Origin of the sequence: Pseudomonas sp. MWU12-2345 (assembly GCF_023242385.1) — a bacterium.
GTDB lineage: Bacteria > Pseudomonadota > Gammaproteobacteria > Pseudomonadales > Pseudomonadaceae > Aquipseudomonas > Aquipseudomonas gingeri_D.
The window spans coordinates 1-22,818 of the sequence record NZ_JALLJA010000001.1; the positions used below are offsets into that span (position 1 = coordinate 1).

Consider the following 22,818-nt stretch of genomic DNA (forward strand, 5'->3'; position numbering starts at 1 on the left):
CGCTATTTCGCAGAACGGGTTCATCGACATCTTGACGTTGGCGAGGTCGACGCCGGAATTGTCCGCCTTGACGCGGACCTTGACGTTGTAATCGACCACGCGTTTCACGGCTACCAGGATCTTCATTGGTCAGTGTTCTCTCGAAAATCTTTGATGGTTTCAGTCGGGCTGCGGATGATCAGGTCGCGACTAAATCGCCCCGGCGGCGCGCATTTGTTCAATGTGCTCCGTTCCCAGCCCCAGTTCCCTGAGCACCTGTTCGGTGTGTTGGCCCAGGCCCGGTACGGCGTCCATGCGGGATTCGAACGCGCTGTTGCTGCCGGGCGGGATCAGACTTGGAATGGGGCCCGCAGAGGTTTCAACCGTTCGCCAGCGTCCTCGGGCCTCAAGTTGTGGATGGCTCCAGACACCTTGCATGTTGTTCACTCGTGCATTGGCGATTTGAGCGCGGTCCAGGCGATCGATCACGGCGTCGAAGTTGAGCGTGGAGAACGACTCAATGATCAGTTCCCGTAGTGCGTTACGGTTTTCGACACGCTTGAAGTTGGCAGAGAAGCGCTCGTCTTTGGCCAGTTCGGGTTGAAGTAATACCTTCTCGCAAAACAGCTGCCATTCACGCTCGTTTTGCAGCCCCAGCATCACGGTGGTGCCGTCACCGACTGGGAAGGGGCCATAGGGGTAGATGGTGGCGTGCGCAGCACCAGCGCGCGGTGGTGGCGGTGCGCCGTTGTAGGCGTAGTACATCGGGTAGTTCATCCACTCGACCAGGCTTTCCAGCATGGACACGTCGAGGTGGCTGCCTTCGCCGGTGCGTTCACGCAACAGCAGCGCGGACAGGATGCCGGTGTAGGCGTACATGCCGGCCGCGATGTCGGCGATCGAGCATCCGGCCTTGGCCATTGCTTCATCGCCTGGGCCACCGGTGACCGAAAGAAATCCACCTTCGCTCTGGATCAACAGGTCATAGGCTTTTTTCTTTTCATAGGGACCACCGACGCCATAGCCTGAAATATCACACACAATCAGACGTGGAAAACGCTGATGCAAGGCCTCAAAGGACAACCCCATTCTTGCAGCCGCACCGGGTGCCAGGTTTTGCACCAGGACGTCGGCGCCGACCAGTAAGCGGTCCAACACTTCGCTGGCGGAATCCTGCTTCAGGTCCAGGGTCAGGCTCTCTTTCGAGCGATTGGTCCAGACGAAGTGCGAGGCCAGGCCGTTGACGCGTTGGTCGTAGCCTCTGGCGAAATCGCCGCTGCCTGGACGTTCGACCTTGATCACGCGCGCGCCGAGATCGGCCAGTTGTCGGGTGCAGAAGGGGGCGGCAATAGCATGCTCAAGGCTGACGACGGTGATGCCATCGAGCGGACGCGGACCTTTGGGTTGGCTCATGAGTGTTATCTCTCTGGTCATGGCTCCCCAGCGGCGCCTGCCTGGGCTGACGCGCCGGGTTGTTGCGCCGATCACTTAGAAGGAGCGCGGCAGTTCGAGCAGGTGCTCGGCCACGTAGGACAGGATCAGGTTGGTGGAGATCGGCGCCACCTGGTACAGGCGAGTCTCGCGGAACTTGCGCTCGACGTCGTATTCGCAGGCGAAACCAAAACCGCCGTGGGTCTGCAGGCAGGCATTGGCCGCCTCCCAGGACGCCTTGGCCGCCAGGTACTTGGCCATGTTGGCGCTGGCCCCGGCGTTCTGGCCGCTGTCGTATTCCTCGCAGGCGCGCCAGCGCATCAGGTCGGCGGCCTCGATCTCGATATGGGCTTCGGCAATCGGGAACTGCACGCCCTGGTTCTGCCCGATGGGCCGGCCGAACACCACCCGGTCGCGGGCATAGGCGCTGGCTTTTTCGATAAACCAGCGACCGTCGCCGATGCACTCGGCGGCGATCAGCGTGCGTTCGGCATTCAGGCCGTCGAGGATGTAGCGAAAGCCCTTGCCCTCTTCGCCGATCAGGCTGTCGGCGGGGATTTCCAAGTTGTCGAAGAACAGCTCGTTGGTCTCGTGGTTGACCATATTGGCGATGGGCTGCACCGTCAGGCCGTTGCCGATGGCCTCGCGCAGGTCGACCAGGAAAATCGACATGCCTTCGGATTTCTTCTGCACCTCGGCCAGGGGCGTGGTCCGGGCCAGCAGGATCATCAAATCGGAATGCTGGACCCGCGAGATCCAGACCTTCTGCCCATTGATCACGTACTTGTCGCCGCGCTTGACCGCGGTGGTCTTGATCTTGGTGGTGTCGGTGCCGGTGGTGGGCTCGGTGACGCCCATCGATTGCAGGCGCAACTCGCCACTGGCCAGCTTGGGCAGGTAGAAGCTTTTCTGCGCCTCGCTGCCGTGGCGCAACAAGGTGAACATGTTGTACATCTGGCCGTGCACCGTGCCGGAGTTGCCGCCGCAGCGGTTCACTTCTTCAAGGATCACCGAGGCTTCGGCCAAGCCCAGGCCGGAGCCGCCGTACTCTTCGGGAATCATTGCCGACAGCCAGCCGGCGTCGGTCAGGGCTTTGACGAAAGCTTCGGGGAAACCCTTCTCTTCATCGATCTTGCGCCAGTAGGCGGCATCGAATTCAGCGCACAGGGCACGAACACCCTCGCGAATGGCATTGAGTTCTTCAGAGTTGCGGTCAGTCATTATTATTCTCCTCAACGCGTCACGCACGGCATTGGCCCTGCGTGAGCGGGTTCGGGCATAGAGCAATCAGATCGGGTTGAAACCCAGTGCAGCGCGAAAACGATTCTTGACGTAGTGACCATCACGCGGCGGCAGCACCCGTGGCGGGTTTTCCGCCTTGATCTTGATCGTCGCGAGCTTGACGCCATCACGCGTTGCGAAGCGCTCACGCAGGTTGTGTACGCCCTCCATATCGTGGATTTCATCGGTCCAACTGAAGCCGCAGGTCTTTGCGACTTGATCGATCTTGATACCGAAGCCGGCATGGCTGACCTGCATGCCGGTTTCACCGAAATGGCCGTTGTCGAGCACGGCGATGGTCAGGTTGGCGGGCTTTTGCAGCGCAACGGTGGCCAGGGCGCCAAAGCCCATCAGCAGTTCACCATCACCGGTGACCACGATCACCGACTTGTCCGGCTGGGCGTTGGCCAAGCCCAGGCCGACGGTGATTGCGCTGCCCATGGCGGCCCAGAGGTAGTAATTCAGGTCATGGTCACCGGCCGCCATGACGTCGTAGGACGCCGACCCCAGGCCGGTCACGACCAGCACGTCTTTGCGGTCGGCCAGCAGAGCCTTGACCACTTCGCGACGGCACAGGGTGTGGTTTGCGCTTACTTGACCCATTTCTTTTCTCCAATCAGACGCTGACCGAGCAGCAGGGCACAGGAAGAATCACCGTTGAATGCCATGGTCGCCGCGCCGTGCAGCAGCGGGGCGACGTCTTTCGGATCATCGGCACGCCAGGTCATGACCTTCATCAGGTTCAGGGAGGCCTCGGTGGCCTGACCCATGGGGTTTTGCCAAGCGTTGAATTCGGCCCAGTCGCCGCGCATGGTGACCACCATCAGCAGCGGGAAGCCGGCGCAGACCTGAAGCGCCAGGGTGTTGATACAGTTGCCGACACCGCTGGATTGCATCAGCAGCGCACCCCGTTCGCCGCCGAGCCAGGCACCGGCGAGGTAGCCGATCCCTTCTTCTTCGGTGGTCAGGACCACGGCTTTGATGTCCGGGTCGGCATACGACATACGGATAGCGGCCGAGTGACCGGCATCCGGTACGAAGACCACATGTTTGACGTCGTGGGCCTTGAGTACGCGGAATACGTCCTCCTGCCAATCCGGCCCTACGGTTTGTTCAGCTTCTGTTGACATGCCAGTCTCCCAAGCGGTGCTGCTTTTGTGTTTTCACACATTCTGGGAGGGATGGAAGGCAGCGACGACTACCGTTTTTGTCTTTGAGATATGCCCATTTTCTATAGCTCGGCTGTGGAGTCGCTGGGTATTGGGAAATTGCGATAGCCATGCGTTATTGGAAGGATAAAACCTGATTGCCGTGGTGAGGACCAGGTTCAAGGCTTTAGTGTACGGCGATACAATTTAGGCATATCAGCTAGAGCGTGATCCGCTCTTATTAGGAAGGCAGGACTAGGGTAGTTTTCGGCTACGTCGTAACAGCACTTGGCCGACGCCACTACAACAATAAGATCCGAGGGTTACACCTATGTATAACAGCCTCTTGCAGTTGGCTTGCCCCGTCCTGTCCTCTGTCCATGATCTGTTTCACCCGCATCCACCCTCGGTCTGCCGGTACCGGCATTTCGCACTTGCCTTGTTCATTCCTTAGTTCGTCGGTTGCACACCGTCCTTTGATGGCTGTTGCCTGATCAAGGGATGTTGTTCCCGGCTATTTCCAGAAATACAACAACAGGTGCTCTATGAAAAACAGGCTACCGGCTGCGGCAGGCATTTTGATCGCCATGCTGCTGGGGATCTTTATCGGCTATATGATTTTCCTCAACTTCCCGGACAAGGCGATGGCCACCAAGGTGGCCGGTTACATCTCGATCGTCTCGGATATCTTCCTGCGTCTTATCAAAATGCTCATCGGCCCGCTGGTCTTCTCGACTCTGGTGGTGGGCATCGCGCATATGGGCGATGCCAGTGCTGTCGGCCGGGTATTCGGCAAAGCGCTGGGCTGGTTCGTCACGGCTTCATTGCTTTCATTGTCGGTGGGGCTGGTCATGGCCAACCTGCTGCAGCCCGGCCACAACCTGGGGTTGCCGTTGCCAGATGTGAGCAGCGTGACCAACCTGCAAACCTCGGTGTTCACCCTCAAGGATTTCGCCACGCACCTGGTGCCCAGATCTTTCGCGGAGGCTATGGCCACCAACGAAATTCTGCAGATCGTGGTGTTCTCGATTTTTTTTGGTGTCGCCTTGGCCTCCCTGGGAAAAAAGGCCGAGCGACTGGTGAATGTCATTGAGGATCTGTCCCATGCGATGTTGAAGGTCACTGGTTATGTGATGAAGCTTGCACCGCTGGCGGTGATGGCGGCCATGGCCGCGACCGTTGCGGTCAACGGGCTCTACATCCTGGTCAAGTTCGCGGTCTTCATGCGCGACTTCTATTTCGGGCTGATCGTGCTCTGGGCGATGCTGGTGTTTGCTGGCTGGATGTTTCTGGGGCGGCGTGTATTCAAATTGGTGGTGCTGATCAGAGAGGCTTTCCTTCTGTCTTTCGCCACGGCCAGTTCCGAGTCGGCTTACCCGAAGCTTCTCCACGCGCTGGATCGTTTTGGGGTCAAACGCAGGATCTCGAGTTTCGTCATGCCCATGGGCTATTCCTTCAACTTGGATGGCTCGATGATGTACTGCACATTCGCGGTATTGTTCATCGCCCAGGCGTATGGCATCGAGATGTCCATCGGTACCCAGATCAGCATGCTGTTGACGCTGATGCTCACCTCCAAAGGCATGGCTGGCGTGCCGCGTGCTTCGCTGGTGGTTATCGCCGCTACCCTGACCCAGTTCGATATTCCCGAAGCGGGTCTGCTACTGATTCTGGGGGTCGACACCTTCCTCGATATGGGCCGGTCGGCGACCAATGCCGTGGGCAACTCCATTGCAACGGCGGTAGTGGCCAAGTGGGAAGGGCAGTTGGTGAGCGAGGATGAGGCCGAACGCGCCGGTGCTGTGCTGGGGGCGTCGGATCGGGTCGGGGAGAAACCGCTGACGGTCTGATCCGTTCGGGGCACGGGTGCAGGATAAGAGGGTGAGCATTCACAAACGTGGTGGCTCACCCTTTTCGTTTATCCGAGGGAAGGTAGGTGACCACGCCAGCGGGTTATTGGTAAAGACGCAGGAGATGCACCTGCAGATATAAAAAAACCCTCACATTGCGCTGTCGTGGGCAGGCACAGTGAGGGCAAAAGGGAACGCGGTGCAGGTGACGCTCAGGACTTGCGTTGCAGGGTGTGGTAGCCCAGTGCCGATCTGGCTTCCCTGAGGGATTTTCCTTCAGTGAGCAAGGCCCGGATGTTGGCTTCCACGGCTTCGATCGCGCGGGCAGACGCAGCCACTTCACGGGCGCGATCCCGGGGCACGATGACCACGCCGTTGGCATCCGCGACCACGATGTCCCTGGCGCAGACGCGGGCTTGGCCGATGGAAACCGGCTGATTGACCGACTCGACTTCGACCCGATCCTTGCCGGTGCGCATGAACCGGCCTTTGCTGAACAACGGGTAGCCATCACCCAGAGCCTTGCTGACATCCCGGCAGACACCATCGATCACGGTCGCGGCAATCCGTTTACTCCCGGCATATTGGGTCATGATGTCACCCCAGACGGTGCAGTCGGTGCGTCCGTCGTTGTCGATGACCACCACATCGCCTTCCGCCACGTCGTCGATGAAGTCGCCGACCGTGCCGGGTGGGCAGCTGGCGGTGACGTAGCGCACGGTGAAAGCCGGGCCAACGACCACTTGGCGGTAGTTATCCAGGGGCATCACGCCCAGGCACTGGCCAGGCAGACCCAGTTTGTCCAGGGCATCGGACACTCCAGGCGTATCCAGACCTTCAAACAGTGCAACCAATTCTCTGTCTTGGGGGGACATGTGTAACTCCTCGCAGTGATGACAGCATCGTTCATGAACAAGCCGCTCAAACGAGCGGCTCGGTTTTATTCAAGGGGGCTTCAGCCAGGGGAACTTGATCTCGCCCGTGGCTCGGAAATGGTCAGCAAGAGGACGAAACTGATAAATGATCCGATCGCCAGCCAGGCAAAGACATAGTTCCAGCCATAGTTGTCCAGCAGCAGTCCGGTAATGAAGGGCGTGGCCGCGGCGCCCAATTGACCGATCATGTTCACGATGGCGTTGGAGATGGGGAACGTTTTTTTGGTGGTCAGTCCCATCGGGTAGACCATGTAGGAAGAGAAGCCCAGGCTGAGGACGACACCGGTCAGCATCAACAATAACCCGTAGGGCAAAGGTTCGGCGGGTGAGTTGATCAGCAGGTACATCATCAGCGATGTACCCAGTGCCGACAACAACATGCCGGGTTTTCGCCGCCCACCGAGCAGCCGATCCGAGCAGAAGCCGCCGATCAGGTTCCCGAGTACCGCACCCACCCATGGCGCCGCCGATACCAACCCCATGTTCATGATCGAGAATTGTTTGACGGTCATCAGGTAAGTTGGAATCCAGGCCAGCAATACACTGGAGACGCCCAGTTGAAAGCAGTAGCTGGTGGCGCAGCCCCAGATGTTCCAGGAGGCGAACACCTGCTTGTTGGTTTCCAGGGGGGCTTCATGACGAGCCCGTATGAGACGATCCAGTCTATCCAACCATGCCGGGGTCTTCTGGGGGCTGGTTTGCTGGGCCGTCTGGGTACTGTCGGTTTCTTCGGTAATGTAGTTGAGCTCGGCTTCGTTGACGAACCGGCTGCGGGAAGGGTGATTGGTGACCATGAAATACCAGACCACCGCGAGGACGATGCCGGGTACGGCGAAAAAGTAGAAGATTTCTCGCCAGCCCCAGACCGAAATAATCACGGCACAGAGTGGCGGTACGATCACGGGACCGAACTTGACGGCGGACAGGAATATCCCCGAAGCCGTACCTTTTTCTCGCGGGGGAAACCAATTGTTGATAGTCGTGGTCATGCTGATCGGCAGCGGACCTTCAGCGACGCCAAGGCCCAGGCGATACAGTTTAAGGGCAAACAGCGAGCTGGCCGTACCCACCAGGCCGGTCAGCAATGAGGTCAGTACCATGGCGCCTGGCAGGATCCTGCTGACCCCGAAACGGCCGAAGGCAAAGCCAGAAGGGATCTGTGCCAAGGCATAAGCCAATAGAAACATGCTAACCAAGCCACCGGCCTCAGCATTGCTCATATCGAACTCTTTACGAATAAATGGCAGGGCGACACCGAGGTTGGCCCTGTCGGCGGCAGCGATGGTGTAAATCAGGAAGATCAGGGCCGCAACCACCCAGCGGTAATGGCTACGCACAGCAGGTTTCATGACTTCAGGCAGGGACATGATGGTGGACCTTATTTTTCTATCGGTGTTGTCCAGCCAAAGTAGTGATTGTGACTCTGCAAAAAAAGCGACAAATACTCCTGCCAACAAATCGCTTTTATTGATGGGAGTGCACTGTGGAAGGCATGCTTTATAGCGTGCGCAGGCATAAAAAAACCGGGCTGAAGGCCCGGTTGCATGACGTGGGGAAGACCATCCTGTAGCGGGCTCCGCTTGCGCAAAAGCATCGCTCCTTGCGCTGGGCTACAACACCATGTGGCTGAAGTCACAGCACTGTGCCGCCAGACGCGCCACTTCGACGCTCAGGCCCTGAAGGCGATCGGCACGGTGTGCGGCGATGTAGTGGATGGGAGGCAATGGGGGCTCGGTTTCGATGATCTGCAACCGGCCCTGTTCCACCAGCGGTGAGAGGCACTGGCGAGGTAGGTAGCTGATGCCGATACCGGAGAGCGTCAGCCCCAGTTGGGCGATCAGGTAGTTGCTTTTGATCGTGCGGTTGACCCGGACATCGTTTTGGGCGAGCCAGCGCTCATAGATCAACCCGGTGCCGGAGCCACCGCCCTGGGTCAGTACGGTGTACGAGGAGATGGCCTGCATATTCATTACTCCGTTGCCCTGATGCAGTGAAGGCGCACACATCCAGGCGTTCTCCACCGAACTCAGCGGGGTGCTGACGAAACGGGCGTCGGCAAAAATGTCGGGCACGATGATCAGGTCGAGCTGATCGTTCTCCAATTTCGCCACCAACTCGGTGCTGAGTTCGATCGAAGGTTCCAGTACCACTTTGGGATAAGCGCTGCGGATGCCCTCGATCAGCACCGGTAGCCAAGTCATCGCGGTCAGTTCGGTGACGCCGATACGAAAGCGCCGGACCAGCACCTCCTTGGAACTGATGCGCTCAAGCAGGTAATCGCGTTGGCGCAGAATCTCCGAAGCCTGCTCGAACAGCTCCGTGCCTTTTTCCGTCAGGCGCGCACTGCGTTTGGATCGATCGAAAATGGGCATGTCAAAGGCGTCTTCCAGTTCCTGGATACGCTTGGAGACGGCTGACTGGGACATGTTCAGTTTCATGGCGGCGGATTCAAAGCTACCCAGTTCCACAATCCAGTAGATGGCTTCCAGTTGCTTGAACGTGATCATTGCTCAGGCTCGATTGAGAAAAAGTGATCCATTATTAATGAAATACATCGAGTCTGCCGAACCATAAAGCGAAACCCGGCGATGACCGGGTTCGTTCACATCCATTTGGATCGTCTCGGCCCCTTCAAAAACCCTTTGTAAGGGGCAGGGCGTCAAACCCGGGCAACATGCGGTTTTGTGTGCCCTTGCAGTCCGGTACGTTGTTCAATCTCACCGCTGCCGCTGATATACCCATAGCGTGACAGATTCGGCATCAACATCGAGGCGATGAACGTAATGGTTACGATCGCCGCGACGTAGAAGAAGAAATACTCCTCTATCCCCTGTGATCGAAGCGACAAGGCGACGTATTCGGCGGTGCCACCGAACACTGCATTGCCGACGGCATAGGGAAAGCCCACACCCAATGCACGTACCGCCGGGGGGAAGAGCTCGGCTTTGACGATCCCGGCAATCGGGGTGTAGAGCGACGCAATGGCCAGGCCTCCAAATACCAGCAGGAACGCCGTAAACGGGCTTTTGACCGACTGCAGGGAATAGAGCAGGGGAACCACCAGCAGCATGGCCAATCCTGAAAACATCAGCATGTGCGCCTTGATCCCAATACGGTCTGCGAGCAAGCCAAACAGTGGCTGGCAGAACATGAAACCGACCAGGGCTGCTGTCATGATGAAGCTGACTGTTTCCGGGCTGAAGCCTGCGGAGATCACCAGGAACTTCTGCATGTAGGTGGTGAAGGTGTAGAAGTACAGCGAGCCGCCGATGGTGAATGCCACCACCAGCGCGACGGCCCGTTTGTGTTTGAACATGCCGCGCAAGGAACCGGCATCTTTGCGGGCCATGTCTTTTTTGCTGGCGGTTTCATGCATCGAGCGCCGCAGATACACCACGACGATTGAACTCAGGGCACCGATGAAGAACGGAATCCGCCAGCCCCATGTGTGCAATTGCTCGGCACTGAGGGTCTGCTGGAGAATGACCACGGTCATCAAGGCCAACAGTTGACCTGCGATGATGGTGAGGTACTGGAAGGAGCCATAGAAGCAGCGCCGGCCGGGTGTCGCGATTTCGCTGATGTAGGTGGCGCCGGTGCCGTACTCCGCGCCGACCGACAACCCCTGGATCAACCTGGCGGCCACGAGCAGAATCGGTGCTGCAACCCCTAGGGTGTCGTAGGTTGGCATGATGGCAATCAACAGCGAACCGGCGCACATCATGAACACCGAGATGATCATCGAGGCCTTGCGGCCGCGAGTGTCGGCGAGCCAGCCGAAAATCCAGCCGCCGAGTGGGCGCATAAAAAAACCAACAGCAAAAACACCGGCGGTTGCCAGTAGTTGGCTGGTGGTGTCCCCTTTGGGGAAAAACGAAGCGGCGAAGTAGATGGCGGTATAGGCGTAAATGAAAAAGTCGTACCACTCCACCAGGTTGCCTGAGCAGGCACCGATGATTGCCTTTATGCGGCTTGGGGTATCCACGGGGCCGGTCTGGGCCACGTGGTTTTTCGAGCCTGTGATAGATGTCGACATGATGTTCACCCTTTCTTCAAGGCGAGGCGATACGAGGCGCACGCTAATGCGTGTCCGACGTGACTGACTCGATGGATTGATCGGCTTAACGAAGAGGCGTGAGTCCGCTCTCTGTCCGGTTTTCTGAAGAGAAGGGGGAGGGAGGATGCACGAGGGAGGCAAACGGCCCGTGGCCCAGAAAACTCGAATAAGCCAGGTCAGAACAAACGGTGGAAATCATGGCGCGAGCCCTCGAATCTTATTCTTGTAGTGAGTCGAGCGCTCTTCGGCGCTGACGTTGATTGCACGCTACCGCAGAGTGAGAAGGGCAATAAGCCGTCAAGCAGGCCTAACTGATATACCCAAATTCTATAGCTGGGCGTGCAGCCCTGGCAGGTAGGGGGATACAGCCCGCTCGAAGGCCGCCAAGCCCCGCAGCGCGTGGTGTGCAGGGCACTCCAAGGCTTGTAAATACGGATACACTGATTAACACTTTCGGCGCATATCGCGCCGAACTCGATGCTGACTGGCCCGGTAATGGATGTTGTTCAACTCAAAACCTTGATTCATGTGGCCGAGCTGGGCAGTCTCAGCAAAGCCTCGGACCGTCTTCATATCGCGCAACCGGCACTCAGCCGGCAAATCAGAATGTTGGAGAAAGAGCTCGGCGCCTACCTGTTCGAACGACACGGACGCGGGATGGAAATTACCGATGTCGGCCGCGAAGTGCTGGCTCACGCGACTCGTATCATGGAGGAAATGGAGTCGATTCGGAGTTCGGTCGTCGGTGGCAGGTCGTCTTTCCGCGGAACGGTTGTCATCGGTACAACGCCGACAGTTGCCCAGATTGTCACTGTACCGCTGGTGCGCAAGATCCGTGAGGCGCATCCCAATCTTGCCGTCAGGTTTTCTTCGGCCTTCAGCGGTTACTTGCTCGATTGGGTTCAGCGCGGTGAGTTGGAGCTGGCCATTTCCTACGACCCTCAACCGCTGCATACGCTTCGAATCGTGCCGGTGATGATGGAGAACCTGCTGCTGGTTGGCCCCACCAGTGCCAACTTGCGCATCGATACGCCGGTGTCCTTCGAGTCTTTGGCCGAGCAGCAGTTGATATTGCCCAGTGCTCGACATGGCCTTCGCGTGATCATGGACAACTGTGCGCGGGAAGTCGGGATCAAGCTCAAGACCAGTGTTGAGGCTGACTCGTTCGGCGCGATGATCGATCTTGTTCGCCATGGCTTCGGTTTGACGGCCTTGCCACTGGCGTCTATCTATTCGCAGGTCGAAGCTGGCGAGCTGTGCGCGGCGCCGCTGGTGGATCCCGTGCCCATGCGCAAACTGGTTCAGGTTTTTCCGGCGGACAGACGCGTCAGTCCCGCAGCTAAATTTGTTGGCGATGCCTTTATCAAAATTGCCGCTGATCTGGTCGATCGAAAAATTTGGGCGGGATACATGCTTTGAGTCATTGGCTGATGTGTCTGCCCTGTGCGTCGGCCCCCTGCAATGACTGACCATCTTTGACCAACACCTTTTGAGGGAGCCCCCCGTTGGCCTTCAACAATACGCCACTCGTACTCATCCCCGGATTGCTATGCGATGAGCGCCTATGGGCGCATCAAAAGGCTGCACTGGAACACATCAGGCCCATCTGCATTCCCAATGTCTCACTCGACGCCAGCATTGCGCAGATGGCGGAGCGAGTACTGGATGAGGCCCCTGCGTGTTTTGCACTGGCGGCCTTGTCCATGGGCGGTTATGTGGCCATGGAAATCATGCGCCGGGCGCCTGGGCGGGTGATGAAACTGGCCCTGATAGATACCATGGTGCGACCGGATGATGAGGCCCGAGCCAAAGCGCGACGCGGCCTGCTGAGTCTTGCCGAACTTGGCCGGTTCAAGGGGGTGACGCCACAACTTTTGCCCAAGCTCATGCATCCCCGTTGCATCGGTACCGCTGTTGCGGACACCGTCCAGGCAATGGCGCACGCGATAGGCAAGGACGGTTTCGTTCGGCAGCAACAGGCAATTATCGACCGCGCGGACTACCGACCCGTACTGGAAACGATTGCAGTACCTACCTTGATCGTGGTGGGTGAAAACGACGAGATCACGCCGCCGGTGGAGTCAGAAGAAATCCATCGGGGCATACCGCATTCACGTCTGGTTGTGCTGGCTGAATGTGGACATCTGCCACCGCTCGAGTATCCGCAGTTGACGACGCAACTGCTGAGTCGATGGCTTGATGTGTAGTTGTCCTGATGGACGTCATGGTCGGTCCGATCAACTGAAGGCGTCCAGGGAAAACTCGATAAAGCTGCGCAGCTTCGGGGTGACACGACGGTCGGGGGCATATAGCAGGTGCATCGGACGCGTCGGCACTTTGTACTCCGGCAGCAGTTCGATCAGCGTACCTTCGATCAAGGCTTCGCGTACCAACTCCACGGGCTGCAGCAGGATACCCAGGCCTGCCAGTGCCGCGCAGAGCAATGGCTCGCCGTGGTCCACCATGAGTCGGCTTGACACGGGGACCACAACGCGTCCTTCCGGCCCATCGAAGGTCCAGTGTGTGCGCAACTCGGTATGGGTAAATCCCAGGCAAGCATGGACTTGCAGGTCCCGAGGGCTGTTCAGTGGTGGATGCTCGGCAAGATAGGACGGAGCAGCACATAGCGTCAGGCGGTATGGCGCCAGAGGGCGAGCGATCAATCCGCTATCGGAAAGCGTGCCGATGCGAAACACAACGTCATACCCCTCGTCCACCAGATCAACCGCGCGATTGCTCAGCGTGAGCTCAACGTCGACCTTGGGGTGCTTCTTCATGAACTCCGGCAGTCGCGGTGCCAACGTGTGCATGCCGAAGCTGACCGGCGCATTGACGCGCAGCTTGCCCGTCGGCAGTGCGCGGGTCTCGGCGGCCAGGTTTTCGGCCGCATCCACTTCAGCCAGAATGATTCGCGCCCGTTCGTAGAACGCTCGACCGAAGTCGGTCAGGCTCTGTCGGCGGGTCGTACGTGTGAGCAGGCGGACCCCCAGGCGGGCTTCCAATGCTTGCACATGCTTGCCAACCCGTTGAGAGGACATCTGTAACGCCTCGCCTGCCGCACTGAACGAGCCCAAGTCCACAGACTTCACAAAGACTGACAAGCTTGTGAGTCGATCCATTACAAACCCTGCGTTTCAAATGATGATTCATTCTAGGTATTTATCGCAGGCAGGCACAGGTTCAGGATGCCTTTTCTCGTTTCGCATCTGTCAACAGTCTTTCCCAAGAGGTTTTTAAATGAGCATCAATCAAAACAAGGACGCGATGTCGCGATTCCTGGGGTTTATCAATAACGGTGGCGAATCTCTCGCGCGCGAAATCGTCTCTCCAGACGCCATTTTCCACGTGCCGGGGCGAGCAGAAGCGCTCAAGGGGCCCGCAGGGTATCTGGATATCCTTGCCATGATGCGCGCCGGTTTCCCAGACATCCAATGGACGCTTGAGGAGCTTATTGCGGAGGATGACAAGGTCGCCGCACGCTTTATCATGCGGGGGACTCACCTCGGTCACTTTTTCGGCGTAGCGCCCACCGGTAGGAAAATTGAGGTGCAGGCCATGAATTTCTATCGGTTCCTGGATGGCAAGGTCATCGAGGAGCGCGGACAGCCCGACCTCCTTGGCCTGTTGCAACAAATTGGTGCCGTCCCGGGCCAAGCATCTAACTGAAGCCTGGAAGCTCCATGGTCAAGGCCAATCCCCCGGCACCGGGAGTTCCTCTGGCCTGCGGCTACAACTGACCTCGGTTGCTTAAGACTCGGATAACATCACTTTTTTTCCAGAAATCGAGCTGGAAAGCGCTGTGCTCCGCATGATTGCCGAACAATCGATAGCGTGGAGAAATCACAGCGCTCAAACCACAATACTCAATGTGCTAGCAGGTTCTCGACACCCAGATCCTCGGGCCTGGCGACACCGAGCAGACCCAGATCGCGCTTGAGTTCAGCGCCGATGAGTTTGAGTGCATGCCGCACGCCTGCTTCGCCGGCCACGGTCGCGGCGTAGTTGAACGGCCGCCCGATAAAGACCGCCTTGGCCCCCAGCGCCATGGCTTTCATGGCATCGGTGCCCCGGCGCACGCCGCTGTCGAGCATCACCGTCATATCCGGTACCGCCTCGACGATACGCGGCAGGATTTTCAGGGGGGCGACGCTCCCATCCAGTTGCCGCCCGCCGTGATTCGACACAATCACCGCATCGGCACCGATGTGTTGGGCCCTCACCGCATCCCGTGGGTTCAGGATGCCCTTGATGATCAACTTGCCCTTCCAGCGGCGACGAATGTCGATGACATGCTCCCAGGTGAGATGGCCTCGGTCCGAAAAGTCCCGCAGTACATTTCTTGAGAGGATAGGTGCGCCGCGAGTCGCGTAATTGTTCTCGAAGTGCGGCATCCCGTGAACGATCAAGGTCCGCAAAAATGTTCCGAGCAACCACCGGGGATGCAGAAGCCCTTGGACGGCCAATCCCAGGCTCGGACGCAGTGGTGTCGAAAAGCCCGCTCTGATGTTGTTTTCCCGGTTGGCGGCTACCGGCGTATCGACCGTCAGCACCAGGGTTTCAACAGGGGCTGCGGCAACGCGATCAATCAGGGCATTGATCTGTTTCCCCTCTCCCGGGAGATAGGCCTGGAACCAGGTACCCGGCGCTTGCTCCATCACCTCTTCCAGGCGGATCAATGAAGAGCCACTCATGATGCACGGTACCTTCGCCTGGGCCGCCGCGCGGGCCAGCACGATATCGCCGCGGTAGCTGGTCAGCGCGGAGATACCCATGGGCGCAATGCCGATCGGAGATGAATAGGTTTCGCCAAGCAACCTCACCGACGTATCGACGTGCGCCACGTCCACCAGCACGTTTGTCAGGAAGCTGTAGTCCAGGAATGATGCCCGGTTTGCGATGGCCGAGAGTTCGTCTTCAACAGCGCCTGATACATAGGCGAAGAGGGGAGCGGGCAACAGGCGTCGCGCCAGGGGCTCGAAATCCTGGAGTGAAAGACAGCGGTGCAAGGGGGAGGGCATAGGGCTCATCCTGGAGGCGTGGGCTGCGGTGCGGTGCAAATATGATTACTAAAAGAGATGCTAAAACATAGATAAATATCGCTAAAAGTATTTTTTGATTCTCCCTAAGATCAAGTCTTCGTGAAAGCACACCTAATAACACCGGGAGATATCATGTTACTTCCAGGCACCCGTATCGAACCATCGCCTGTGCTTGCTTCTGATGCCTTGATCAAAGCATTTGCCTCTGTCGTGACACCTCATATCAGCGACAACATGGGGCGCCATATCGGTGCCCGTGGCCTGACGCGCTACAACCGCACAGGCAAGCTTGTCGGTACTGCACTGACGGTGAAGACCCGTCCAGGCGACAACCTCTACATCTACAAAGCGATGATGATGCTCAAGCCTGGTCACGTGCTGGTGGTGGATGGGCAAGGCGATACCAACAACGCCGTGATCGGCGAGCTGATCAAGTTGTATGCCCTGCAACGGGGTTGCATCGGCTTTGTCATCGACGGCGCCATTCGTGATGTGGCGTGTTTTGAGAGTACCCCGTGCTACGCCAGGACCGTCGTGCACTGCGGCCCTTACAAGACGGGGCCGGGCGAGATCAATGTGCCGGTGTCCATTGGCGGGATGGTGATCAACCCGGGGGACATCGTTGTCGGTGATGAAGACGGCTTGGTGGCGTTCTCCCAAGAGGCCGCCGAGGGCGTGTTGGCGAAAGCCCGTGAACACGAAGCACACGAAGAGCGGGTGAAGGCAGAGATCGCGACCCAAGCGATCGAACAGTCGTGGATCACCAATGCCCTCGTCAAAGCCGGCCTGATGTGAGGCAACCATGAGCACAGCACTGCTTTCCCAGCGGGTCTTGAGCATTGCCCCTTCGCCCAGCATAGCGGCCAATGCCTTGGTCGCCACGCTACGGGCGCAAGGTCGCGACATCGTGAACTTCACCGTTGGTGAGCCCGACCTCGATACGCCAGCGCATATCATGGAGGCTGCCAAAGCGGCGATATCGGCGGGTGAAACCCACTACACCAACACACTCGGCACGCCAGCGCTACGCAAGGCGATCGTGACCAAGCTGCAGCGTGACAACGGCCTTGAATACACCCTCGATCAGGTGGTGGCGGCTGCCGGTGGCAAACAGATCATCTTCGAAGCGCTGGCGGCCACCCTCGACCCTGAAGACGAAGTGATTGTTCATACCCCTTACTGGGTGTCGTATCCGGACATCGCCAAGCTGAACGGCGGGACTCCCGTTGTCATCGTCGGCAATGAAACCAACGGGTTCAAGCTGACAGCGGCGCAGCTGGACGCTGCCATTACCCCACGCACGAAATGGCTGATCCTCAACTCGCCGAACAATCCGAGTGGGGCCGTCTACACCTTGGAAGAGTTACAAGCCCTCGCCCAAGTGCTTCGCCGTCATCCCCATGTGCTGGTCATGGCCGATGAGATCTACGAACACTTCGTCTACACCGAGGGCGGACATGTCTCCTTTCCCAAGGCAGCACCCGATCTGAAGGAGCGGACGCTGGTTGTGAACGGGGCTTCGAAGGGCTATGCCATGACCGGCTGGCGATTGGGCTTTGGCGCAGGCCCGGCCTGGCTGATCGCGGCCATCGGCAAGCTGCTCTCGCAAACCACCACGTGCCCCAGCTCGATCAGCCAGGCCGCTGCCGTGGCGGCCTTTGTCGGCGACCAGGCGCCTGTTCGCGCCATGGCAAGCCTCTACCGCAAACGCCGCGATCTGATGCTGGATTTGTTGTCCGGTATCCCCGGCCTGACGTGCGTGACGCCGGACGGTGCGTTCTACGTATTTGCCAATGTGCAAGGGCTGCTTGGTCGCCAAGTCCCGCAGGGCTATGTGCTGCAGACGGATGCCGACGTGGTTCGCTACTGGCTTGAAGATGCCGGTGTTGCGACGGTGGTCGGCGATGCATATGGCCTCAGCCCGTACGTGCGTCTCTCTTTCGCAAGCGGCGAGACATTGATCCGGGAAGGTTGCGCACGTATCAGGAAAGCCAGCGAAGCGTTGCGCTGATCGGCCGACTAGAGCCGACAGCTGTCGGGGGAGGGCGCTGCCTCCCCTTTGAAAACAAGATCCTGCCACTGACATCACCTGTGAGACGGACATGCATAAACCTCGTATTCCTCTGGTCGTTCAGATCCTGATCGGCTTGCTCGTCGGCATTGCGGTCGGCGTAGTCCTCAACCATGCACCCGAAGCGCGCCCCTGGCTCACGGAAAACCTGCTGCAACCCGCTGGAGACCTGTTCATCAAGCTGATGAAAATGATCGTCATACCGATTGTGTTCTGTTGCATGGTGGTGGGCGTCGCCGGTCATGGTGATCGCAAGGCGCTCGGCCGGATGGGGGGCAAAACCCTCCTCTACTTCTTTGCCGTGACCACCACCGCGATCATTGTCGGGCTGGTGATCGGCAATCTGCTGCAGCCGGGAGCGGGCACGGATCTGCACAGCCTCAAGGCGGCAAACATCACCCTGCCTGCCGGCAATGGACATCAGGGCGCCGTGGCCCTGTTGTTGGGCATTGTCCCGGATAACATCGTGGACGCGATGGCCAAGGGCAACCTGCTGCCAGTGCTGTTCTTCGCGGTCATGTTCGGCCTGGGGCTTTCCGGCCTGTCCGATGAGCGTAAAGAGCCGGTGCTGGCGATTTTCAAAGGTCTGAGCGATGCCATGTTCCGGGTGACGTCGATGGTGATGGCTTATTCCCCCATCGGGGTATTCGGCATGATTGCGGTCACAGTCGCCAACTTCGGCTTCGCCTCCCTTCTGCCGTTGGCGAAGCTGATAGTGGTCACCTATATCGCCCTGGTGCTGTTTGCGGTGCTGGTGCTGGGCAGTATTGCGCGGATGGCGGGTATCTCGATTTTCGGCTTGATCCGGCACATCAAGGACGAACTGGTCCTGGCGTTTTCCAGTGCCAGCTCCGCGGCGGTGATGCCACAGCTCATGGTCAAACTGGAGAAGTTTGGCGTGCCACGCGAGGTGGTTTCCTTTGTCGTCCCGGTCGGCTACTCGTTCAACCTCGATGGGGCGTCTTTATTTCTCGGCATAGGGACGCTGTTTGTTGCCCAGCTCTATGGGATAGAACTGAGCCTGTCACAGCAAGCGGTGTTGGTGGTCACCATGGTCCTGACCTCCAAAGGCGCGGCGGGAGTGCCCGGATTCATGTTCGTGATTCTCTCCGCAACCCTGGCCAGTGCGGGGCTGCCGCTGGAGGGCATTGCATTTATCGCCGGTGTCTACCGAATCATGGACATGGGCACTACCGCCCTGAATGTACTGGGGAACGCGTTGGCCCCGATGGTGATCGCGCGATGGGAGTCGGCTCTGCACTCAGCGTCGCCCGTTCCGGGTGCTCACATCCACCCATACGGCCAGCACCAGGATGCTGCCTTTGACAATCATCTGCCAGTAGCTGTCGACATCGAGCATGGACATGCCGTTGTCCAGGCTGGTGATGACCAGCGCGCCGAGGAGGGCGCCGTAAACGGTGCCCGAGCCACCGCGCATGGAGGTGCCGCCGATGAAGCAGGCGGCAATGGCGTCGAGTTCGCCCATGGTCCCGGCCGAGGGTGAGCCCGCGGCCAGGCGCGCGGTATTGACCACGCCGGCGAGGGCGCACATCAGGCCCATGATGCCGAAGATCCACAGCTTGACGGCCTGCACGTTGATGCCGGACAGGCGCGTGGCTTCCATGTTGCTGCCCACCGAATAGATGCGTCGTCCGAACACGGTCTGGCTGGTGATGTAGCTGAACACCCCCAGCAGCATCAGCAGAAGCAGCACCGGCACCGGGATCCCGTCGTAGCTGTTCAGGGTATGGACGAACCCCGCCAGCACCGCGCCGATCAACACCACGCGCAAGACGTCACGTACCAGTGAGTGTGCCGCCAGGCCATGGAGGGCCCGATTGCGGCGCTGTTTCCAGGTCAGGAAAAGTGTCAGGGCGAGCAGCAGTATGCCCAGGCCTGTCCCGACCGTGTGTGGCAAATAACCCTGGCCGACATAGACCAGCGACGGTGATACCGGGGCGATGGTGGTGCCGCCGGTAATCCCCAGCAGAATGCCGCGAAACGCCAGCATGCCGCCCAGGCCCACAATGAATGACGGGATGCGCAGGTAGGCGGTCATAAAGCCGTTTGCCAGGCCAATCATCCATCCGCACAGGGCGACAATGCCCAGGTTCGCCAACAGCGGTACGTGATAGACCACGTCGAGAATCGCCGCCAGGCCACCCAGCAGGCCAAGCAATGAGCCCACCGACAAGTCGATCTCGCCGCTGATGATCACCAGCACCATGCCGCAGGCGAGAATCCCGGTGATGGACATCTGCCGCAGCAGGTTGGAGAGGTTGCGCGGGGTCAGAAACCCACCGTCGGTCTGCCAACTGAAAAATAGCCAGATAATCGCCACGGCGATCACCAGCGCGAGCATTTTGTAGCGGGTGAAGAGTTGTTTGAGCTGATTCATCTACGCGGTTTTCCGATCATTATTGTTATGGTCATCGGGAGAGCTGAGGGCGGCGGTGAGCAACTGTTCCTGGGTGAGTTCGTGGTTGATGAAGTCGCCGCGCAGCTGGCCTTCGCCGATCACCAGGACGCGATCGGAAACGCCCAGCACTTCGGCCAGCTCCGAGGACACCATGATGATCGACACGCCTTCGGCCGCCAGCGCCCCCATCAGCTTGTAGATCTCATACTTGGCGCCGACATCCACCCCGCGGGTGGGTTCATCGAGAATCAGCACGCGGGGGTTGGTCAGGAGCATCTTCGCCAGCACGGCTTTCTGTTGATTGCCGCCGGAGAGGCTGGTGATCGGCAGGAACGGGCTCGCGGTCTTGAGGTGCAGGCGTGAGATTTCCTTGTTGATGCTGCCCAGTTCGGCTTCGGCGTCGATACGGGTCATTCTCGAGTAGTTGCCCAGCACGGCCAGGGTGATGTTCTGGCCGACCCCCAGGTCCGGAATGATGCCCTGGCGCTTGCGGTCTTCAGGGACCATGCACAGGCCGGCGCGGATGGATTTGAGCGGCGTGCGGGTGTCGATCGGCCGGCCGTCCAGCCAGACTTCACCTTCATGGCGGCCGGGGTAGGCGCCGAACAGCGCCGACACCAGTTCCGTGCGACCGGCGCCGACCAGCCCGGCGATGCCGAGGATTTCCCCGCGTTTGAGGACAAACGAAATATCGTCGACCCGTTTGCGCCTGGGGTTGTCGACGTCGTAGCAGGTGATGTGGCGCGCCTCGAAAATCACCTCGCCGATAGCATGGGGTTCGGTGGGGTAGAGCGTACTCATTTCCCGTCCGACCATCTGGGTGATGATCGTCGGGATGTCCAGGTCCGCCATGGCGGTCGTGGCGATGTGCTTGCCATCGCGAATTACCGAAATGGTGTCGCACACGGCGGCCACTTCATCCAGCTTGTGGGAGATATAGACGCAGGCAACGCCCTTGGCCTTGAGGTCGCGAATGATATCCAGCAGCACCTCGATTTCCGAGCGGGTCAGGGCCGATGAAGGCTCATCGAGGATCAGCAGGCGCGCCTGCTTGTTCAGAGCCTTGGCGATTTCCACCAGTTGCTGGTAGCCACCGCCATACTGTGAAACCGGTAGCGAGACGTTCATGTCCGGCACCTTGAGCTCACGCATCAGGGCTTCGGCACGGTGGATCATCGCCGGGTAGTTCATGCGCCCGCCGGGCAGCGTCAGCTCGTGCCCCATAAAGATGTTTTCGGCCACCGACAGGTCGGGGACCAGGGTCAGCTCCTGGTGAATGATGACGATTCCGGCGGCTTCGGTGTCGCTGATGGACTGCGCCTTGAGCGGCTGCCCGTCCCAGAGAATTTCGCCTTCCCAGGTGCCATGGGGGTAGACCGCCGACAGGACTTTCATCAGCGTGGATTTGCCGGCGCCGTTCTCGCCGCACAGACCCACGCATTCCCCCGGCTTGACCTTGAGATCGATGCCATTCAGGGCTTTGACACCGCCAAAGGATTTGACGATGCCATTCATTTGCAGCAGGTAGTCGGACATAGCAAGGTACTCACAGGGTACAGCTCGGTGGGTCACTGTCCGGCAATCTGCGCCTTGGTATAAAACCCGTCTTTTTCCAGCAGGTCGATATTGTCTTTGGTCAAGGGGATCGGAGTGAGCAGGATGGTGTCGACCTTCTTGCTGCCGTTGTCGGATTGCGAGCTGTAGCTGGGTTTCTCGTTACGTGCCAGTTGCACCGAGAGCTTGGCTGCTTGCGAGGCGATCAGTTTCAGCGGCTTGTAGACGGTCATGGTCTGGGTGCCATCGATCACCCGTTTCACCGCTGCCAGGTCTGCGTCCTGACCCGAGATCGGCACTTTCCCGGCCATCTGCTGCGCGGCCAGTGCCTGGATGGCACCCCCGGCGGTGGCGTCGTTGGAGGCGACGATGCCATCGATCTTGTTGTTGTTCCGGGTCAGGGCATTTTCAACAATGCTCAGGGCTTCGGTGGGGTTCCATTCCTTCACCCACTGTTGGCCGACAATCTTGATATCTCCCTTGTCGATGGCCGGTTGCAGCACTTTCATCTGGCCTTCGCGCAGGACCTTGGCGTTGTTGTCCGTGGGCGCGCCACCGAGCAGAAAGTAGTTGCCCTTGGGCGCCGCTTTCAGCACGCCGCTGGCCTGCATCTCGCCGACCTTTTCGTTATCGAAGGAGATATAGGCGTCTATATCGGCGTTGAGGATCAGTCGGTCATAGGACACCACCTTGATCCCGGCCTTCTTGGCTTCGGCGACGGCATTGGTCAGCACGGTGGCGTTGAACGGCACGATGACGATCACATCGACACCACGGGAAATGAGGTTTTCAATCTGCGAAATCTGCTTCTGCTCGTTGGCATCGGCCGACTGTACGAAGACCTTGGCGTCCATTTTTTCCGCCGCCGCCACGAAGTAATCACGGTCTCGCGACCAGCGTTCCAGACGCAGGTCATCGATGGAGAAACCGATCTTCGGGTGGGCGGCATCGGCCATGACCGGTAGCGAGAGCAGGGCCAGAGCGCTGGCGAGCAGAGTGCGTTTTAGTGCGTTCATGATGGTGCGTCCTTTTATTGTTGTTGGAAAGACACTGC

Annotated in this window: 19 protein-coding genes and 2 pseudogenes; 7 read left to right on the forward strand and 14 right to left on the reverse strand. The window is 58.9% G+C overall.

Annotated elements, in window-relative coordinates:
- The 5 genes and pseudogenes from M5C71_RS00005 to M5C71_RS00025 all read right to left on the reverse strand — a co-directional run.
- Positions 1-126, reverse strand: a pseudogene (locus M5C71_RS00005) (electron transfer flavoprotein subunit beta/FixA family protein); the annotation flags it as partial.
- Positions 127-189: 63 nt separating this feature from the next.
- The gene (locus tag M5C71_RS00010) at positions 190-1,392 is read right to left on the reverse strand and encodes a CaiB/BaiF CoA-transferase family protein (protein WP_248766938.1); all 1,203 of its coding nucleotides are present in this window, start codon (positions 1,390-1,392) and stop codon (positions 190-192) included.
- Positions 1,393-1,467: 75 nt separating this feature from the next.
- A complete protein-coding gene (locus M5C71_RS00015; protein ID WP_248766939.1) occupies positions 1,468-2,631 on the reverse strand; it encodes an acyl-CoA dehydrogenase family protein in 1,164 nt (387 codons plus the stop codon).
- Between the two features lie 66 nt (positions 2,632-2,697).
- Complete coding sequence (locus M5C71_RS00020) at positions 2,698-3,294, reverse strand: thiamine pyrophosphate-dependent enzyme (protein ID WP_248766940.1); 597 nt, start codon at positions 3,292-3,294, stop codon at positions 2,698-2,700.
- The gene (locus M5C71_RS00025) at positions 3,282-3,821 is read right to left on the reverse strand and encodes a thiamine pyrophosphate-binding protein (RefSeq protein WP_103495578.1); all 540 of its coding nucleotides are present in this window, start codon (positions 3,819-3,821) and stop codon (positions 3,282-3,284) included. Before M5C71_RS00025 ends, M5C71_RS00020 begins: the two co-directional genes overlap by 13 nt.
- A gap of 563 nt (positions 3,822-4,384) precedes the next feature.
- Here M5C71_RS00025 and M5C71_RS00030 point away from each other — a divergent pair.
- Entirely contained in the window at positions 4,385-5,689 is a 1,305-nt protein-coding gene (locus M5C71_RS00030; protein WP_248766941.1) for a dicarboxylate/amino acid:cation symporter, read from the forward strand.
- A 212-nt stretch (positions 5,690-5,901) separates the two neighbouring features.
- Here the strand turns inward: M5C71_RS00030 and M5C71_RS00035 are convergent, their stop codons facing one another.
- The 4 genes from M5C71_RS00035 to M5C71_RS00050 form a co-directional block, all read right to left on the reverse strand.
- The gene (locus M5C71_RS00035) at positions 5,902-6,564 is read right to left on the reverse strand and encodes an RraA family protein (RefSeq protein ID WP_103495580.1); all 663 of its coding nucleotides are present in this window, start codon (positions 6,562-6,564) and stop codon (positions 5,902-5,904) included.
- 80 nt (positions 6,565-6,644) lie between these two features.
- Positions 6,645-7,991 carry an MFS transporter gene (locus M5C71_RS00040; protein WP_103495581.1) on the reverse strand — a complete coding sequence of 449 codons (1,347 nt, stop codon included), beginning with the start codon at positions 7,989-7,991 and terminating at the stop codon, positions 6,645-6,647.
- Positions 7,992-8,234: 243 nt separating this feature from the next.
- On the reverse strand, positions 8,235-9,131 hold the full coding sequence (locus M5C71_RS00045) for a LysR family transcriptional regulator (RefSeq protein WP_103495582.1): 897 nt from the start codon (positions 9,129-9,131) through the stop codon (positions 8,235-8,237).
- Between the two features lie 152 nt (positions 9,132-9,283).
- Entirely contained in the window at positions 9,284-10,660 is a 1,377-nt protein-coding gene (locus M5C71_RS00050) for an MFS family transporter (protein ID WP_248767469.1), read from the reverse strand.
- A gap of 498 nt (positions 10,661-11,158) precedes the next feature.
- Here M5C71_RS00050 and M5C71_RS00055 point away from each other — a divergent pair, with 498 nt between their 5' ends.
- Complete coding sequence (locus M5C71_RS00055; protein WP_248766942.1) at positions 11,159-12,100, forward strand: LysR substrate-binding domain-containing protein; 942 nt, start codon at positions 11,159-11,161, stop codon at positions 12,098-12,100.
- Between the two features lie 86 nt (positions 12,101-12,186).
- Positions 12,187-12,888 (forward strand): alpha/beta fold hydrolase, encoded by a 702-nt coding sequence (locus tag M5C71_RS00060; protein ID WP_248766943.1) that lies wholly within the window; start codon positions 12,187-12,189, stop codon positions 12,886-12,888.
- 30 nt (positions 12,889-12,918) lie between these two features.
- Here the strand turns inward: M5C71_RS00060 and M5C71_RS00065 are convergent, their stop codons facing one another.
- Positions 12,919-13,800 (reverse strand): LysR family transcriptional regulator, encoded by an 882-nt coding sequence (locus M5C71_RS00065; RefSeq protein WP_103495584.1) that lies wholly within the window; start codon positions 13,798-13,800, stop codon positions 12,919-12,921.
- Between the two features lie 118 nt (positions 13,801-13,918).
- On the opposite strand from M5C71_RS00065, the gene M5C71_RS00070 reads away from it, so the two are divergent.
- The gene (locus tag M5C71_RS00070) at positions 13,919-14,347 is read left to right on the forward strand and encodes an ester cyclase (protein WP_177104752.1); all 429 of its coding nucleotides are present in this window, start codon (positions 13,919-13,921) and stop codon (positions 14,345-14,347) included.
- 197 nt (positions 14,348-14,544) lie between these two features.
- Here M5C71_RS00070 and M5C71_RS00075 read toward each other — a convergent pair whose 3' ends face one another.
- The gene (locus M5C71_RS00075) at positions 14,545-15,699 is read right to left on the reverse strand and encodes an alpha-hydroxy acid oxidase (protein WP_248766944.1); all 1,155 of its coding nucleotides are present in this window, start codon (positions 15,697-15,699) and stop codon (positions 14,545-14,547) included.
- A 153-nt stretch (positions 15,700-15,852) separates the two neighbouring features.
- Here M5C71_RS00075 and M5C71_RS00080 point away from each other — a divergent pair, with 153 nt between their 5' ends.
- The 3 genes and pseudogenes from M5C71_RS00080 to M5C71_RS00090 all read left to right on the forward strand — a co-directional run.
- On the forward strand, positions 15,853-16,515 hold the full coding sequence (locus tag M5C71_RS00080; RefSeq protein WP_248766945.1) for an RraA family protein: 663 nt from the start codon (positions 15,853-15,855) through the stop codon (positions 16,513-16,515).
- 7 nt (positions 16,516-16,522) lie between these two features.
- Positions 16,523-17,731: a pyridoxal phosphate-dependent aminotransferase gene (locus M5C71_RS00085; protein ID WP_103495588.1), complete on the forward strand. Its 1,209-nt coding sequence runs from the start codon at positions 16,523-16,525 to the stop codon at positions 17,729-17,731.
- Positions 17,732-17,822: 91 nt separating this feature from the next.
- Positions 17,823-19,040: pseudogene (locus M5C71_RS00090) on the forward strand (cation:dicarboxylase symporter family transporter); the annotation flags it as partial.
- A gap of 12 nt (positions 19,041-19,052) precedes the next feature.
- Here the strand turns inward: M5C71_RS00090 and M5C71_RS00095 are convergent.
- Genes M5C71_RS00095 through xylF form a run of 3 tightly spaced genes read right to left on the reverse strand, consistent with a single transcriptional unit; the run spans position 19,053 to position 22,780 of the window.
- Positions 19,053-20,189, reverse strand: a complete 1,137-nt coding sequence (locus tag M5C71_RS00095; protein ID WP_248745744.1) for a sugar ABC transporter permease — start codon at positions 20,187-20,189, stop codon at positions 19,053-19,055.
- Positions 20,190-21,746 carry a D-xylose ABC transporter ATP-binding protein gene (xylG, locus tag M5C71_RS00100; protein ID WP_248766946.1) on the reverse strand — a complete coding sequence of 519 codons (1,557 nt, stop codon included), beginning with the start codon at positions 21,744-21,746 and terminating at the stop codon, positions 20,190-20,192.
- 32 nt (positions 21,747-21,778) lie between these two features.
- Positions 21,779-22,780 (reverse strand): D-xylose ABC transporter substrate-binding protein, encoded by a 1,002-nt coding sequence (gene xylF, locus M5C71_RS00105; RefSeq protein WP_248745745.1) that lies wholly within the window; start codon positions 22,778-22,780, stop codon positions 21,779-21,781.
- Positions 22,781-22,818 lie beyond the last annotated feature (38 nt).